The organism is Aminobacter sp. MET-1 (assembly GCF_026521175.1).
Taxonomy (GTDB): Bacteria; Pseudomonadota; Alphaproteobacteria; order Rhizobiales; family Rhizobiaceae; genus Aminobacter.
The window spans coordinates 307,669-322,075 of record NZ_JAMSHL010000003.1 but is presented as its reverse complement, the minus strand read 5'-3'; the positions used below and the strand labels follow the sequence as shown (position 1 = coordinate 322,075).

Annotated in this window: 16 protein-coding genes; 5 read left to right on the top strand and 11 right to left on the bottom strand. The window is 64.4% G+C overall.

The window, feature by feature from the left end:
* The first annotated feature begins 103 nt into the window (after positions 1-103).
* Positions 104-661: a hypothetical protein gene (locus NDO48_RS06595; RefSeq protein ID WP_026227408.1), complete on the top strand. Its 558-nt coding sequence runs from the start codon at positions 104-106 to the stop codon at positions 659-661.
* Positions 662-837: 176 nt separating this feature from the next.
* Here the strand turns inward: NDO48_RS06595 and ychF are convergent, their stop codons facing one another.
* The 5 genes from ychF to NDO48_RS06570 all read right to left on the bottom strand — a co-directional run bounded on the left by ychF (position 838) and on the right by NDO48_RS06570 (position 4,552).
* Positions 838-1,941, bottom strand: coding sequence for a redox-regulated ATPase YchF (gene ychF / locus NDO48_RS06590; protein WP_267321164.1), 1,104 nt, complete (start codon positions 1,939-1,941; stop codon positions 838-840).
* A gap of 74 nt (positions 1,942-2,015) precedes the next feature.
* Entirely contained in the window at positions 2,016-2,558 is a 543-nt protein-coding gene (locus NDO48_RS06585) for a dihydrofolate reductase family protein (RefSeq protein WP_267321163.1), read from the bottom strand.
* A gap of 122 nt (positions 2,559-2,680) precedes the next feature.
* The gene (locus NDO48_RS06580) at positions 2,681-3,088 is read right to left on the bottom strand and encodes a GFA family protein (RefSeq protein ID WP_267321162.1); all 408 of its coding nucleotides are present in this window, start codon (positions 3,086-3,088) and stop codon (positions 2,681-2,683) included.
* Between the two features lie 87 nt (positions 3,089-3,175).
* Positions 3,176-3,913 carry an aminoacyl-tRNA hydrolase gene (pth, locus tag NDO48_RS06575; protein ID WP_267321161.1) on the bottom strand — a complete coding sequence of 246 codons (738 nt, stop codon included), beginning with the start codon at positions 3,911-3,913 and terminating at the stop codon, positions 3,176-3,178.
* A 27-nt stretch (positions 3,914-3,940) separates the two neighbouring features.
* Positions 3,941-4,552 carry a 50S ribosomal protein L25/general stress protein Ctc gene (locus NDO48_RS06570; RefSeq protein WP_018429023.1) on the bottom strand — a complete coding sequence of 204 codons (612 nt, stop codon included), beginning with the start codon at positions 4,550-4,552 and terminating at the stop codon, positions 3,941-3,943.
* A gap of 291 nt (positions 4,553-4,843) precedes the next feature.
* Between NDO48_RS06570 and NDO48_RS06565 the strand changes: the two genes are divergently transcribed.
* The 3 genes from NDO48_RS06565 to chrA all read left to right on the top strand — a co-directional run bounded on the left by NDO48_RS06565 (position 4,844) and on the right by chrA (position 7,866).
* Positions 4,844-5,608: a sulfite exporter TauE/SafE family protein gene (locus tag NDO48_RS06565; protein WP_267321160.1), complete on the top strand. Its 765-nt coding sequence runs from the start codon at positions 4,844-4,846 to the stop codon at positions 5,606-5,608.
* A 121-nt stretch (positions 5,609-5,729) separates the two neighbouring features.
* Entirely contained in the window at positions 5,730-6,533 is an 804-nt protein-coding gene (locus tag NDO48_RS06560) for a chromate resistance protein ChrB domain-containing protein (RefSeq protein ID WP_416377185.1), read from the top strand.
* Between the two features lies 1 nt (position 6,534).
* Positions 6,535-7,866, top strand: a complete 1,332-nt coding sequence (chrA, locus tag NDO48_RS06555) for a chromate efflux transporter (RefSeq protein ID WP_267321158.1) — start codon at positions 6,535-6,537, stop codon at positions 7,864-7,866.
* Between the two features lie 67 nt (positions 7,867-7,933).
* Here the strand turns inward: chrA and NDO48_RS06550 are convergent, their stop codons facing one another.
* From NDO48_RS06550 to lgt, 6 genes are all read right to left on the bottom strand, one after another.
* Complete coding sequence (locus NDO48_RS06550) at positions 7,934-8,869, bottom strand: ribose-phosphate pyrophosphokinase (protein ID WP_018429019.1); 936 nt, start codon at positions 8,867-8,869, stop codon at positions 7,934-7,936.
* A gap of 245 nt (positions 8,870-9,114) precedes the next feature.
* On the bottom strand, positions 9,115-9,675 hold the full coding sequence (locus NDO48_RS06545; RefSeq protein ID WP_267321157.1) for a hypothetical protein: 561 nt from the start codon (positions 9,673-9,675) through the stop codon (positions 9,115-9,117).
* 74 nt (positions 9,676-9,749) lie between these two features.
* Positions 9,750-10,901, bottom strand: a complete 1,152-nt coding sequence (locus tag NDO48_RS06540; protein WP_018429017.1) for a M24 family metallopeptidase — start codon at positions 10,899-10,901, stop codon at positions 9,750-9,752.
* A 4-nt stretch (positions 10,902-10,905) separates the two neighbouring features.
* Positions 10,906-11,697 carry a peptidoglycan editing factor PgeF gene (pgeF, locus tag NDO48_RS06535; RefSeq protein WP_018429016.1) on the bottom strand — a complete coding sequence of 264 codons (792 nt, stop codon included), beginning with the start codon at positions 11,695-11,697 and terminating at the stop codon, positions 10,906-10,908.
* Between the two features lie 199 nt (positions 11,698-11,896).
* A complete protein-coding gene (locus NDO48_RS06530; protein WP_267321156.1) occupies positions 11,897-12,982 on the bottom strand; it encodes a class I SAM-dependent methyltransferase in 1,086 nt (361 codons plus the stop codon).
* On the bottom strand, positions 12,979-13,833 hold the full coding sequence (gene lgt / locus NDO48_RS06525) for a prolipoprotein diacylglyceryl transferase (protein WP_267321155.1): 855 nt from the start codon (positions 13,831-13,833) through the stop codon (positions 12,979-12,981). The genes NDO48_RS06530 and lgt overlap by 4 nt, the downstream gene beginning before the upstream one ends.
* Positions 13,834-14,034: 201 nt before the next feature.
* On the opposite strand from lgt, the gene NDO48_RS06520 reads away from it, so the two are divergent.
* On the top strand, positions 14,035-14,349 hold the full coding sequence (locus NDO48_RS06520; RefSeq protein ID WP_026227403.1) for an accessory factor UbiK family protein: 315 nt from the start codon (positions 14,035-14,037) through the stop codon (positions 14,347-14,349).
* Positions 14,350-14,407 lie beyond the last annotated feature (58 nt).

Genomic DNA, 14,407 nt, shown 5'->3' with positions numbered 1-14,407 from the left:
TCTTAACCCAAACGGGGCAGATACTTTTTCCTGGCGTCGTGCCAGTATTTTCAAGCATTGCTGGCTGCAATGATCATGTGTGTACATACGAAGGGAGGACAATATGCAGCGCATCATGTCAGTCTCTACAGTCGATGTGCATGTTCTGAAGTCAAATCCACCTATGCTTGACATATCCGCAACGGGCGAGGTTCCCACAAGCGGATGGAGTAATCCCAGCCTGACGCCTTGGTACTACATCGCGCCACCGAAGGACGGCATCCAGGACTTTGATTTTGTTGCTGCGGCGCCGACCGGCATCGTCAGCGAGGTCGTCAAGCCCATAGCGGTCGAATTGGTCGTCGATATCGATCCGACAGACTACTGGGGCAAAGGCCGGCCGCTGCAGGGCATCAGGGTCCATTCTCGAACGAACAGCCTCGAGGCGCCCCTGGGGACCACGTTATTTGCCGAGGGGGATCGATGGGTTCCTTATCCGTGGCGTGGAATGCGGGAAAAGGTCGACGTGGCGAACCTGATGCAATCGCCGATCGGAACCCTGATCGGCAGGCATGCGCGCGTCTACCATACTGGAGATATGCTTACGCAGGACTCCAGGCCAGATCGCGTCAATGTCGAGCTGGGCGCGTCCAACGACATCGTGTCCATCTGGCTTGGGTAGCAGCATGCGTGACGCTGTAGCGCCAGCCCCGTTTTTCGACGGGGCTGGCGTGCAATGAACCCGGCATGATCGCCGTTGCGCCGTCGACCAGACTGGACCCAGCTGGAAACAGAAAAGCCCGGCGCGAGGCCGGGCTTTTGCTGAGAGCCGGAGGCGGGCTATTCGCCGGCACCTTCTCAGGTGTTGAACTTGAACAGCATCACGTCGCCATCCTGGACGACATATTCCTTGCCTTCGTCACGCGCCTTGCCGGCTTCCTTGGCCGGAACTTCGCCGCCGAGCGTGACGAAGTCATTGAAGGCGATGGTCTGGGCGCGAATGAAGCCGCGCTCGAAGTCGGTGTGGATGACACCGGCTGCCTGGGGCGCCTTGGCGCCCTTGTGCACGGTCCAGGCGCGCGTCTCCTTCGGGCCCACGGTGAAGTAGGTGATGAGGTGCAGGAGCTCGTAGCCGGCGCGGATCAGCTTATCCAGGCCCGGCTCGTCGAGGCCCATGTCGGCGAGGAATTCCTTGGCTTCCTCGTCGGGCAGCTGCGCCACCTCGGCCTCGATGGCAGCCGAGATGATGACGACGCCGGCGCCCTGCGCTTCGGCCATCTTCTGGACCGCTGCGGTGTGCTCGTTGCCGGTCGCCGCATCGCTTTCGGCGACATTGCAGACATAAAGCACGGGGTGCGAGGTCAGCAGGTTCAGGCCCTGCAGGATGGCAAGATCCTCGGCTGATATGCCCTTGAGCAGCAGGCGCACCGGCTTGCCGTCCTGGAGCAGGGCGAGTGCCTGTTCCATCATCGGCAGGACGGTGGTGGCTTCCTTGTCCTTGCCCTGGGCGCGCTTGCGGATCTGGACGATGCGGCGCTCGAGGCTCTCAAGATCGGCAAGCATCAGCTCGGTCTCGACGGTCTCGGCGTCGGCGACCGGATCGATGCGGCCTTCGACATGGGTAATGTCGTCGTCCTCGAAGCAACGCAGCACATGCACGATGGCGTCGACCTCGCGGATGTTGGCGAGGAACTGGTTGCCCAGGCCTTCACCCTTGGAGGCGCCACGCACGAGGCCGGCGATGTCGACGAAGGAGATGCGGGTCGGGATGATCTCCTTGGACTTGGCGATGCTGGCCAGCTGTCTGAGGCGCTGGTCAGGCACGGCCACTTCGCCGGTGTTCGGCTCGATGGTGCAGAACGGATAGTTGGCGGCCTGCGCGGCGGCCGTGCGCGTCAGCGCGTTGAAAAGCGTCGATTTGCCAACATTGGGCAGGCCGACGATGCCGCATTTGAAACCCATGGTCTTTTGGTCCTATCGGGAAATCGGAATTTGAACAGGGCTATGGGCGATAGGGCCTAAGATCGTCAAGTCTTTCAGCGTCGCACGCGGTATTGCGCATGGACTGCGCCATTGGCCAGGGGCTTGGCAAAGGCCAGATCGAGCCAGCGGTCGGCCTGTATGCCGCCGAAAGCCGGGATGCCGGAGCCGAGGATCACGGGGATGGTGCCGATCTCGATCGTATCGAGCAGGCCGGCATCCATGAACTGGCGGGCGAGGTCGCCGCCGCCGAACAGCCAGATGCGGCCGGTGGCCCCGCGTGCGCGAAGATTGGCAAGCATTTCGGCTGGCGTGCCGGCCATTGCCTCCGCGTTTTCGGGCAGGTTTTCGAGCGGGCGCGAGGTGGCAACCAGGCAAGGGTATTGGCCGTAGGCCCATTCGTCATGCCGCCGGGTGGCTTCATAGGTGCTGCGGCCCATCACGATGCCGCTCAGCGAGGCCATGAAGCTCGAAAAGTCGTAGTCGTCGTCGGCCGGGAAATTGTCGAGCCAGTCGAACGTGCCGTCCTCGCGGGCGATGAAGCCGTCGAGCGACATTGCAAACATGTAGATGACGTCGTCTGTGCCTGTTGTCGCCATGATCTGCTCCTGTTGCGCAAGGAAGCTGTCTAACATGCCGACCGGCCGACTTATGTCAGGAGCCTTCAGCTTGCGGGCAGGACCGCGTGAAGACGGTCCGTACTCGTGTCGGGTATCGCAAGTCAGTCAGGGTCCTTGTCATAGGCCTTGGTTCCCGGAGGCAGGACGACCCATGAGTGGCGGCGGCAGTCGTAGACGGAATCCTCGGGAGGGGGAAAATCCGGGTCGGCGAAGCCGCCGACCGCGACCGCCACAAAGGCACGCTCGGCGCCGACTTCGGTGTGGAACAGGTTGGTGCCGCAGACCGGGCAGAACCTGAAGATGTAGCGCGAGCCCCTGTCGCCGACGCGCAGATATTCGCTCGCCGTGCCCGTGGCCGTGTAAGGCGGGGCGAAGGCGGCAAGGGCGGCAAAGACGCTGCCGGTACGACGCTGGCAGGCGAGGCAATGGCACACACCGACACCGAGCGGCGCGCCGCTAACTTCGATGCTGAGCTGCCCGCAGGAGCAGGATGCGGTTTTGGATTGCATGGTGACACCTCGCCGGACGGTTGCGTCGGACCCAAGGGCGTTGCGCGCCCTTATCGCACGAACCGAGGCGGATGTCTTTGCGGCCGCTCAGTCCTTGCCGAGAAGCTTCTTCAGCATCGCGGCCATCGGGCCGGTCTCGGGGACCTTGACGGCAGGCTGGTTCGGGCGGGCCTGGCGGATGTGGCTCTGGGCCTTCGGCGCCTGCGGCTTGGGCGCCTTCGGCGGCGGCGTGTCGTCGACGCCTGTCGGCTGCAGCTTGTCACGCAGGCCGACGGTGACCTTGTTCATGAAGCCGTTGTCGTCGCCCTTGGTCAGAAGGCCGGCGTTGTCGGCCATGAGGTCGAGCAATACCTCCAGCCATTCCTTGTCGGCCTTGGCGAAGTCGCCAAGCACATGGCCATGCACCATCTCCTTGACGCCGGGATGGCCGATGCCGATGCGGACGCGGCGATAATCCTTGGCGATGTGCTGGTCGATGGAGCGGATGCCGTTGTGGCCGCCGGCGCCGCCGCCGATCTTGACGCGCACCTTGCCGGCGGCGAGGTCGAGCTCGTCATAAAAGACGGTGAGATCGGAAGGGGCGAGCTTGTAGAAGCGCATGGCTTCGCCGACCGACTGGCCAGACAGGTTCATGAAGGTCAGCGGCTTGATCAGGATGATCTTTTCGCCGGCGATGTTGCCTTCAGAAATCAGGCCCTTGAACTTCTTCGTCCAGGGCGAAAACGAATGGCGGCGGGCAATTGCGTCCGCCGCCATGAAGCCGACATTGTGCCGGTTGTTCTGATATTGCGCACCCGGATTGCCGAGACCTGCAAAGAGCAGCATGTTCGGGTCCTCCGGGTATGCTGGCGATTATGCCTCGGCGGTAGCCTCGGCCGCGCCTTCTTCCGACTTCGATGCCGAAGTGCCGGCGATCGTTGCGATGGTGAAATCGCGGTCGGAGATGACGGGCTTCACACCCTTCGGCAGCTTGACGGCCGAGATGTGGATCGAGTCGCCGATGTCGGTGCCGTCGAGGTCGACGGTGATGAACTCGGGGATCGCGTTGGCCGGGCAGTGGAACTCGACCTCGTGACGGACGATGTTCAGCGTGCCGCCGCGCTTGATGCCGGGCGACTTCTCTTCATTGATGAAGTGAACCGGAACCTGGACGTTGACTTCGGTGTTCTTGCCAACGCGCAGGAAATCGACGTGCATCGGGAAGTCACGGACCGGGTCAAGCTGGTAGTCCTTGGGCAGGACCTGGATCTTCTTGCCGTCGACGTCGATCGTGGCGATCGTGGTCAGGAAGCCGCCGCCATGGATCTTGTAGAAGATGTCCTTGTAGGACAGGGCGATGGCCAGGGGAGGCTGCTTGTCGCCGTAAATGACTGCAGGCACTTTGCCGTTGCGACGAACTTCACGGGCGGACCCCTTACCGACCAGTTCGCGTGCTTCGGCCTTGAGCTCGTAAGTTTCGCTCATGGCATTTCCTTTCGGTTGTATGGAGCGCCTACGGCGGGCCTGAGGCCTGATCCGTAAACGTCGAAAGCCGCCGGGTGGGGCGGCCTTCCGCCGCGTTGCCTCCAAGGGTGTCTACGCGGGTGGCGGCTCTATATCGGAAGGTGGCAAAAAGTGCAACCGTTGCGGCCCCTGTTGCGGCCCTGTTGCGGCAATTGTGGCCTGGATTGGTGCTGGTTGCGCCGTGGCTGCTCGCGCAGGTGACGCCGAGCCTGTATCACGCCGGCTCGAAACAATCACGGCGTTACCCAACACATGCAAGATCTTCTGCCCCTCCACCTGCCGACGGCGACCATCGTGGTGCTCGTCATTGCCGCCTTCGTCGCCGGCTGCGCGCGCGGCTTCTCGGGTTTTGGCGGGGCGTTGATCTTCGTGCCGGTGGCAAGTTCGCTGATTGGCGCCAAGCTTGCCGTGCCGCTGTTGCTGATCGTCGACCTGGTGCTGACGCCTGGGCTCATTCCCAAGGCATGGCGCAATGCCGACCGTGCCAATGTCGGCGTCATGGCGCTTGGCGCAGTCATTGGCGTGCCGACAGGCACCTATCTTCTCACCCATGTCGACGGCGTGGTGATCCGCTGGGCCATCGTCGCCATCGTGGCAGGTCTGCTGGCGCTCCTGATGTCGGGCTGGCGCTATCACGGCCGCCCGCATGCCGGCCTGACTGCGGCCGTCGGCATGACCTCGGGGCTGTTTTCGGGGGCTGCCCAGGTCGGCGGGCCGCCCGTCGTGGCCTACTGGCTTGGCGGGGCTATCCCGCCGCTGACGGTGCGGGCCAACATCGTGCTCTATTTCGCCATATCGAGCGTGCTGTCGATCGCAAGCTACCTCATCGCCGGGCTGCTGACCTGGGAGACGGTGGGGCTGTCGCTGACGATCGGGCCGACCTTCGCGCTCGGCCTTTATATCGGCTCGCACCTGTTCAGCCGCGCCAACGAGGCAACCTTCCGGCGCATCTGCTACGGGCTGATCGCCACTGCCGCTGTTATCGGCCTGCCGGCGCTGGACGGCGTGTTGAGATGATTGAAGCGGCCAGCGGTTTCAAATAGAATTCGCATATCGGGGGCATGGTGGACTCCCCGTAAGGCCGAAAGGCCCAAGCTCCGCCTTCGCAACGTTGTGCGGAGGAAAGACCATGCCCAGAATGATCTCATTGCAGGAATTGATCCGTCTCGTCGGCACCGACAAATGCCCGTCGATCGTCGATGTGCGCAGGAAGGCGGCGTTCGACGCCGCTCCGACACGGATTGCCGCCGCCTTGTGGCGGGACCACATGAAGGTGGACGAGTGGCTGCCGCAGATGCCGGCAGCACGCCCGATCGTCGTCTATTGCGCCCATGGTCACAATGTCAGCGAGATCGCGCTGGCGAAGCTTGTGGCTGGCGGCGCCGATGCCGCCATGCTCGAAGGCGGCATGGATGCCTGGCTTGCCGCCGGCGGCCCTGTCGTGGCTCGGCAAGCGCCTGAGCTTGAAGCGGGGCTGCCGCGACCGAGCGAATGGGTGACGCGGGCGCGGCCCAAGATCGACCGTATCGCCTGTCCCTGGCTGATCAGGCGCTTCATCGACCCGCTGGCGGTGTTCCATTTCGTCACGGCTGAATGGGTGAAGGACGTCGCCGACGAGACCGGCGCCATCCCTTATGACATCAAGGACGTGCATTATTCGCATCGCGGCGACGACTGCACCTTCGACACGCTGATTGCGGAGTTCGGCCTGACCGAACCGGCACTCCTGCGTCTTGCCCGCATCGTCAGGGGAGCTGATACCGCGCGGCTTGACATCGAGCCGCAGGCTGCGGGACTTCTCGCCATATCGCTCGGCCTGTCGGCCATCGAAGACGACGATCATGCCCAACTCGAGAAGGGTATGACTGTCTACGATGGCCTCTATGGCTGGTGCCGCTACGCGACCGACGAAACCCACAACTGGCCAGCAAGGGCGGTTTGACATGGATGCCACGCCGCCAAGAGCCGCGCCCTCCTTCGGGGAGGCGACGCGGACCTTCGCCAAGATCGGCCTGCTGTCCTTCGGCGGGCCGGCCGGGCAGATCGCGCTGATGCACAAGATACTGGTCGACGAGAAGCGCTGGCTCGACGAGCCGCGTTTCCTGCATGCGCTCAACTATTGCATGCTGCTGCCCGGACCGGAGGCGATGCAGCTCGCCACCTATGCCGGCTGGCTGATGCACGGCACCAGGGGAGGGCTGGTGGCGGGGCTGCTGTTCGTGCTGCCCGGGGCCATTGTTATCACCGCCCTGTCGGCCATCTACATGGCGGTCGGCCACATCACGCTGGTGCAGGGCCTGCTGTTCGGGCTCAAGGCGGCCGTGCTCGCGGTCGTGCTCGAGGCGCTGATCAAGGTGTCGAAACGGGCGCTGAAGAACGGCAGCATGGTCGTTCTCGCCATTGCGGCCTTCGTGGCAATCGCCTTTCTCAAGCTGCCGTTTCCGCTGATCGTGCTCGCTGCGGCGGCCATCGGTGCGCTGTTGCATCTGGCCGGGCTCGCGCCATCGGGCGCGAGGTCTGCCGACGAGGACGGCGTCGCCTATGAGATGCCGGAATGGACGAGGCCGAGCGCGCGGCGCTTCTTCACCACGCTCGGTGTCTGGCTGGCGATCTGGTTCCTGCCGATGATCGTGCTGTGGCAGGCGCTCGGGCCGGCCCATGTTTTCACGGCCGAAGCCGCGTTCTTTTCCAAGATGGCGGCGGTAACGTTCGGCGGCGCCTATGCGGTGCTGGCCTATGTCGCCCAGCAGGCGGTGGAGGTCTATGGCTGGCTGAAGGCGGACGAGATGCTGACGGGCCTGGGCCTGGCGGAAACGACGCCCGGGCCTTTGATCCTGGTGCTGGTCTTTGTCGGTTTCCTCGGCGGCGCGCGCCTTTCGACGCTGGCCCCGCTGGCCGGCGGTATGGCGGGCGCCGCGGTGACGCTGTGGTTCACCTTCGTGCCGTGCTTCCTGTGGATCTTCGTCGGTGCGCCCTATGTCGAGACGGTGCGCAATGTGCGCTGGCTGGCGAGTGCGTTGGCGGCGGTGACGGCGGCCGTCGTCGGCATCATCGCCAATTTGGCCGTGTGGTTCGCCCTGCATGTGCTGTTCGGCAATTTCAGGGAGGTTGCGTGGGGGCCGCTGATGCTGCCTGCACCCGATCTCGGCCGGTTCGACTGGGTTGCGGCAGCCATTGCGGTTGGTGCCGGTGTGGCCTTGATCCGCTTCAAGGCCAACATGATCCTGGTGCTGGCGGTCTCGGCGCTTACAGGCATGGCGTGGCAGCTGGCATGAACTCGTGAAAAAGGCCCGCCCCGGATTTCGGGACGGGCCTTGAAGCGGTCAGTTGACGGCTTGGAACTCAGTCGAACAGGCTCGACACCGACTCTTCGCTGGCCGTGCGCGAAATGGCTTCGCCGATCAGGTCGCCGATCGAGGCGACGCGAATGTTGTGCGCGTCCATGACGGCCTGGGTCGGCTGGATCGAGTCGGTGATGACGAGTTCCTGCAGCTGCGAGCCGGTGATGCGGGCGACAGCGCCGCCCGAAAGCACGCCGTGGGTGATGTAGGCGGTGACCGAGGTGGCGCCCTTGGCGAGCAGCGCGTCGGCCGCGTTGCACAACGTGCCGCCGGAATCGACGATGTCGTCGATCAGCAGGCAGTCCTTGCCGGCGACGTCGCCGATGACGTTCATCACCTCGGACTCACCCGGACGCTCGCGACGCTTGTCGACGATGGCGAGCTGGGCGTCGAGGCGCTTGGCCAGCGCACGGGCGCGCACCACGCCGCCGACGTCGGGCGAGACGACGGTGACGTTGCCGAGCTGCTTGTACTTGGCCTTCACGTCACGCGCCATGACCGGCACAGAGAACAGGTTGTCGGTGGGGATGTCGAAGAAGCCCTGGATCTGGCCGGCGTGCAGATCGAGCGTGAGCACGCGGTTGGCGCCGGCGCGGGCGATCATGTTGGCCACGAGCTTGGCCGAGATCGGCGTGCGGCCCGAAGCGCGGCGATCCTGGCGCGCATAGCCGAAATAGGGAATGACCGCCGTGATGCGCCGTGCCGAAGAGCGCATGAAGGCATCGATCATGATGAGCAGTTCCATCAGGTGATCGTTGGTCGGGAAGGAGGTGGACTGGAGGATGAAGACGTCCTCGCCGCGGACGTTCTCCTGGATTTCCACGAAGATTTCCTGGTCGGCGAAGCGCCGGACGCTCGCCTTGCCCAGGGGGATGTTGAGATAACGTGCGACAGACTCTGCCAGCACCCGGTTGGAATTGCCCGCGAAGAGTTTCATACGTTGACCCTGGGAAGTGAATATGAGCGGGCTTTTAGCGGCCTTGGCCCGTATTGCAAGCGGACTCGCCCCCAGAACCCCAAAAAAGCGACATGCGTAACGGAATGTCGCGGTTGGGAATGCCCTTCAGCTTGCATCGGCACAGGGCTCCATTTTTGTCATTGAGAATGATTTTGTGACAATGATCTTGTCCCCGATCGGTTCCCGTTTGCAGGAGATGGAAGCCTTCGGGCCGAAATCAAGCTTCAGCCGGCACGTGCAGCGAGCCAGTCGACGAGCTGGTCGATGGTGGAATCGGCGATCGCCTGCATTGTCGTTGGAGCGACAGTCGGCCAGCCGTCGCCCGTGCCCGTGGAGGCCGCGCTCTGCTGGCCGTTGATGCGGTGCAGCCGCGTGCCTGCCGGGTCGTAGACGTCCCAGACATAGACGACTGTCGTGTTGGCGCCTTCGGTCATGGCCGAGAAGTAGCCGCGCATGATGATGCCGGGCGGGGTGGTGTCGGTGCTTCCGGCGAGCGTGATGCCGCGGGTGCGGGCGCGCAGGTTGAGCCGCTCGGTCAGAGGCGTCGCCGCCTCGACCGGCGTGCCGACGATGGGGGCGAACTGCACGCGCGTCTTGGCGACGATGGCCGCCGTCTGGGGCGACAGCGGCGCGGGTGTTGCGGGGGCGGGTGCAATGGCGGGGGCGCCAGCGTCGGTGCCTTCGGCGCTGGCTAGGGCATTGGACTGTTCGGTCGGCTTGATCGAGGACGGATCGAGCGCATCCCTGGGGCTGTTGCACGCCGCCACCACTGCAAGCGCGGACATGCCGGCTGCGGCTCCCAACCAACGTCTCATCTGACGTGAACTCCCTGCAAACGCCCCTCAGCGCTCATCGCCAGTCACCGTACGATCAAGTCGAGATCATGGCGGGAAAGTGGCTTGGGCACAGATTCCGTGGTGAGGTAGGTACGACCCAGCGTCATCGCCGTCTCGGTCTCGGAATCCATGATGATCATGTGGGCGAACAGCGTCATGTTGGGCGCGATGGGCTCGGGATTGCCCTGGTAGAACATGGGCATATCCATCCAGGACGGCGTGAAGCGGGCGCCGACCGAGTAGCCGCAGGCGTTGAGGCGGTGCCGGGTCAGGCCATGGGTCTCGAGCGTACGGGCGTGGGCGTCGAAGACGTCGCCGAACGTGTTGCCCGGCACCATCGCCTTTTCAACCGCCAGCAGGGCGGCGAGCGATGCGTCGTAGAGCTCCTGGTGGCGCTTGGAGGCCTTGCCGGTCAGAACCGTGCGCATCATCGGCGCATGATAGTGGTTGTAGACGCCGGCCCATTCGAGGGTCAGCTGGTCGTTCTTGTTGAGCTTGCGGCGGCCGGACTTGTAGCGGCAGAGCAGGGCGTCCGCGCCGGAGCCGATGATGAACTCGTTGGCGGGATAGTCGCCGCCGCCGGCAAAGATGGCGCCCTGCATGGCGGCCAGGATTTTTGCCTCGTCTCCGCCCTGCTTGATCAGCGGCAGGGCAGCGTCGAGTGCGTCGTCGCCGAGAGACGCCGCCTTCTCGGCTTTCTCGATCTCGGCCGGGCTCTTGAACAGGCGCAGCCGGCCGACGATGCCGGAGGCATCGACGATCTGTCCGAAGGTCTGCAACTGCTCGTCGAGGCGACGGCCGTTGAAGGCGGTCAGGCCATGGGTGTCGTATTCGACGCCGATGCGCATGCCGAGCAGATCGAGATCGTTGAGCAGGTTGCGCAGGTCGAGCGTCGGATTGGCGCCGTCGCGGTCGGTCCAGACGACGATGTTGTCGATGGTGGAGGTCTGGCGCGCCTGGCGCAGGTCGGCCGAGCGGGTGAGCAGTGTCATGGCGCCGTCGGCCTTCATCACCAGCGACTGGAAGAAGCAAAAGCCGAAGGTGTCATAGCCGGTGAGCCAGTACATGCTCTCCTGCGCGAACAGCACGATGGCATCGAGCTTCTTTTCGGCCATCTCGATCATCAGCCGGTCGCGGCGGGCGTCGAATTCGGATCGTTCGAAATGCAGCGCCATGCAGTCAGTCCTCCAATGCAATTGCCGAAATCTGCCGCCCGTAATCAGCTTCCTTGCGGTGCGTGGTGCGCCGGTAGGAGTAGAAAAGGTCCTCTTCCGCATAGGTGCAGCGGTTCAGCGCCTCTGCAGTCACGCCGGCGCGTCGCAGCCGGTCGACCGTGTAGAGGTTGAGGTCGAACATGTGGTGGCCTGAATTGATCGACGGCGAGAAGTAGCGCGTATTGTCGGCGTCGGCCTCGACGAAGCGGGCGACGAATTCGGGACCGACTTCATAGTTGGCCGCGCTGATCGACGGGCCAAGCACGGCGAGGATGCGCTCGCGCCTGGCGCCCAGGCCTTCCATGGCGGTGACGGTGTTTTCGAGCACGCCGGTAAATGCGCCCTTCCAGCCGGCATGGGCTGCGCCGATGACGCGCGCCTGGGGATCGGCGAACAGCACCGGTCCGCAGTCTGCCGACGATGCGCCGAGCGCGATGCCGGGGCGGTTCGTCACCAGCGCGTCGGCTTTGGGACGGCCGTCCGGGAACGGGCCTGACGCGACGACGACATCGGGCGAATGGACCTGGTAGAGGCTGAGCAGATGGTCTGCCGGAACGCCCATCCATGCGGCGACGCGGCGGCGGTTTTCAGCAACATGGGCCTGGTCGTCGTCGGAGCCGACGCCGATGTTGAGACCCTTGTAAATGCCCTCGGAAACCCCGCCTGCGCGGGTGAAATAACCGTGGCGGATGCCCTGGGCTTCCGCGCCGGCGAGCAAGGTGGAGCGGACCGGATCCGGTTTCGAAACGTTCAGCATTGCCGCTCTTGTCATCTCCGGAGGCGGTTTCGTCAAGGCTCGCAGCCGCCACGGCAGGCTAAGCCCAGGAGCCCAGTTCCATTCCGAACCGGGCTCAGTTTTTCCTGATTGAGCATGACCTTGTCCGAAAAACGGTCCCCAGTTTTCGGGGGCATGCTCCGTCGCGAGGGCGGACAGTGGGGCAGGCGCAAGCCGCCTGTCAACTGACTATCGGGAAGGGGACTTTGGTGCCCGTCGGCGTCACCGCCAGCACCTTGAACAACTCGCCCATGGCGTCGGGGCCGGCGATACGCTCGACCTCGGACCGGATCTTTTCGCGGCCGGCCTCGTCGGCGGAAGCGCCGAGATTTCCGGCGCGTTCAAGCAGCCCCATGGCCAGCAGGAACGCACCTTGGGTGGCTGTTTGGGCAGCAAGGCCATGTGCGCGGGCCGCTGCGGCAAGGGCTGCGAAATCGACATGCGAGGTCAAGTCTGCCTCGCCGGGGCTGGCCAGCACGTCCTCGTATTTGTGGCGGCGCAGCGCCTGCAGCGTGTCGCCGATGCCAGCCGACAGGTGGCCATAGTCGAGGAACAGTCCTGCGCCGCCCGATGCCGCGATGCGCTCGCCAATCTGCTCCATGGTGGCGCTGCGCGCCGGAGCGAATTCGAAAACGGCTCCTTCGGGCGCGGCAGCGGCCCCCTTCGGCAGAAGCGCCGGCTCGATGGTCGCCGGGCCGGCGACGAAGGCGAGTTCGCCCGGCTCGTCGAGCCCGACCAAGCGCTCGTGCCAGGCATTGCCGAGCTTGACGAACTGGCGCGTGGGGATGGCATCGAACAGTTCGTTGCCGACGATGAACAACGGCGCCGGGGCCAGCGCGGCGACGCTGTCGTGCCAGGTGATCTCGACGCCGCTCTGGCCGAGCGTCGCCTTCTGCACCTCGCGCAGGCGCGGGCTGGTCTCGATGAGGGCAAAGGACGCGCCGGCGATGAAGGCAGGGTCGAGCCGCTTCAGGACCCTGAGCATGTCCTTCATCAGCGTGCCGCGTCCGGGGCCGATCTCGGCCAGCACAGGCGATGCGGGGCGGCCCGCCGCCTGCCATGCGGCGTAGAGCCAGACGGCGACGAGTTCGCCGAACATCTGGCTGACTTCAGGGGCGGTGGTGAAGTCGCCCGCCGCGCCGAAGGGTTGCCTTGTCGTGTAGTAGCCCTGTTCAGGATCGAACAGGCAGATCGCCATGTAGTCGGATACGCTGATCGGGCCCGATGCCGCGATCAGGCCCGATATCCGCTGTTTCAGGCTGGTCATGCCGGCTTTGCGACTGGCGCTGCGGGTTTCGCCGCCAGCATCGCCCAGACGCCGATCAGCACCATCGGCGTCGACAGCACCATGCCCATGGTCAGCCAGTTGCCGGCGAGATAGCCGATCTGCTGGTCGGGCTCGCGGAAGAACTCGGCGAAGATGCGCGACAGGCCGTAGCCGCAGACGAAGGCGCCGGCGACGAAGCGCGGCGTCTTGAGCCTCAGCCTGGAGTGGGTGAGGAAGCGCAGCACGAAGAACAGCACCAGGCCCTCGAAGAAGGCTTCGTAAAGCTGGCTCGGATGGCGCAGGAACGGCCCGCCGGTGGGGAATTCCATTGCCCACGGCACGTTGGTGACACGGCCCCACAGCTCGGAATTGATGAAGTTTGCGACGCGGACGAGGCCGAGGCCGACAGGCACGCCGGCGGCCACCGTGTCGATGAGCGACCAGACCGGAATGCCGCGCCTGCGGGCGAACAGCACCATGGCCAGCGTGACGCCGAGCAGGCCGCCATGGAACGACATGCCGCCCTGCCAGACGGCGACGATGTCGAGCGGGTTCTGGATGTAGCGGGCGAGGTCGTAGAACAGCACGTAGCCGGTGCGGCCGCCGAGCACGACGCCGATCGCCGCCCAGACGAGGAAATCGTCGAGGTCTTCAGGCTTCATTGGAGCCGTGCCGTCCTGCCAGAGCCGTGGCGTGGCCAGCAGGCGCTTGCCGTACCACCAGGCAAACAGGATGCCGACAATGTAGCCGAGGCCGTACCAGTGGATGGCCAGCGGCCCGATCTGGACGATGACCGGATCGATGTTCGGAAAGGGCAGCGCGGCCAGCGGCAAGGCGAGATATTCGGACAATTCGGTCTCCGGTCGAAGCAATGGCGCGGACCATGGGGCAGGGCTTTGGCAGGGTCAAGGCAGGGTTGCGGTCTCTCACCGAGATGTCATTGCTTGGACTGGGCATTTTTGCCGCGGTGTTTGGCGGTTGGATCGCATCACGATATCCTTGCAATCTACGCCTTGCCCCACTACGTCGAAACCACAATGCGAGGGTTTGCCATGACGACCGGACCGAACCGTATCCTGGATGAGTTCGCCAAGCTGATGACCGATGCCGCAGGTGCAGCGCAGGGCGTCAAGCGCGAGGTGGAGACCGCATTTCGTTCGCAGGCCGAACGGGTGATGAATTCGCTCGAGGTCGTGCAGCGCGAGGAATTCGAAGCCGTGCGCGACATGGCGATCAAGGCGCGCGCCGAAAACAAGGCGCTGACGGCCCGCATCGAGGCGCTGGAAGCGCAGCTTGCGGCGCTCGGTGGCAGTGCCGCTGAGGCAGCCTCACCTGCGGCTTCGCCCAAGCCCCGTTCGAAGAAATAATTCGTTAACTTTTCCACAAAGCGCCAAACGAAAAAGTGCTTTGTCGTGAATCGTTTAC

Excerpts from the sequence above, each read along its gene's own strand:
- NDO48_RS06595 (WP_026227408.1), top strand. The coding sequence starts at position 104 with ATGCAGCGCATCATGTCAGTCTCTACAGTCGATGTGCATGTTCTGAAG.
- ychF (WP_267321164.1), bottom strand. The coding sequence starts at position 1,941 with ATGGGTTTCAAATGCGGCATCGTCGGCCTGCCCAATGTTGGCAAATCG.
- NDO48_RS06585 (WP_267321163.1), bottom strand. The coding sequence starts at position 2,558 with ATGGCGACAACAGGCACAGACGACGTCATCTACATGTTTGCAATGTCG.
- NDO48_RS06580 (WP_267321162.1), bottom strand. The coding sequence starts at position 3,088 with ATGCAATCCAAAACCGCATCCTGCTCCTGCGGGCAGCTCAGCATCGAA.
- pth (WP_267321161.1), bottom strand. The coding sequence starts at position 3,913 with ATGCTGCTCTTTGCAGGTCTCGGCAATCCGGGTGCGCAATATCAGAAC.
- NDO48_RS06570 (WP_018429023.1), bottom strand. The coding sequence starts at position 4,552 with ATGAGCGAAACTTACGAGCTCAAGGCCGAAGCACGCGAACTGGTCGGT.
- NDO48_RS06565 (WP_267321160.1), top strand. The coding sequence starts at position 4,844 with ATGCAAGATCTTCTGCCCCTCCACCTGCCGACGGCGACCATCGTGGTG.
- NDO48_RS06560 (WP_416377185.1), top strand. The coding sequence starts at position 5,730 with ATGATCTCATTGCAGGAATTGATCCGTCTCGTCGGCACCGACAAATGC.
- chrA (WP_267321158.1), top strand. The coding sequence starts at position 6,535 with ATGGATGCCACGCCGCCAAGAGCCGCGCCCTCCTTCGGGGAGGCGACG.
- NDO48_RS06550 (WP_018429019.1), bottom strand. The coding sequence starts at position 8,869 with ATGAAACTCTTCGCGGGCAATTCCAACCGGGTGCTGGCAGAGTCTGTC.
- NDO48_RS06545 (WP_267321157.1), bottom strand. The coding sequence starts at position 9,675 with ATGTCCGCGCTTGCAGTGGTGGCGGCGTGCAACAGCCCCAGGGATGCG.
- NDO48_RS06540 (WP_018429017.1), bottom strand. The coding sequence starts at position 10,901 with ATGGCGCTGCATTTCGAACGATCCGAATTCGACGCCCGCCGCGACCGG.
- pgeF (WP_018429016.1), bottom strand. The coding sequence starts at position 11,697 with ATGCTGAACGTTTCGAAACCGGATCCGGTCCGCTCCACCTTGCTCGCC.
- NDO48_RS06530 (WP_267321156.1), bottom strand. The coding sequence starts at position 12,982 with ATGACCAGCCTGAAACAGCGGATATCGGGCCTGATCGCGGCATCGGGC.
- NDO48_RS06520 (WP_026227403.1), top strand. The coding sequence starts at position 14,035 with ATGACGACCGGACCGAACCGTATCCTGGATGAGTTCGCCAAGCTGATG.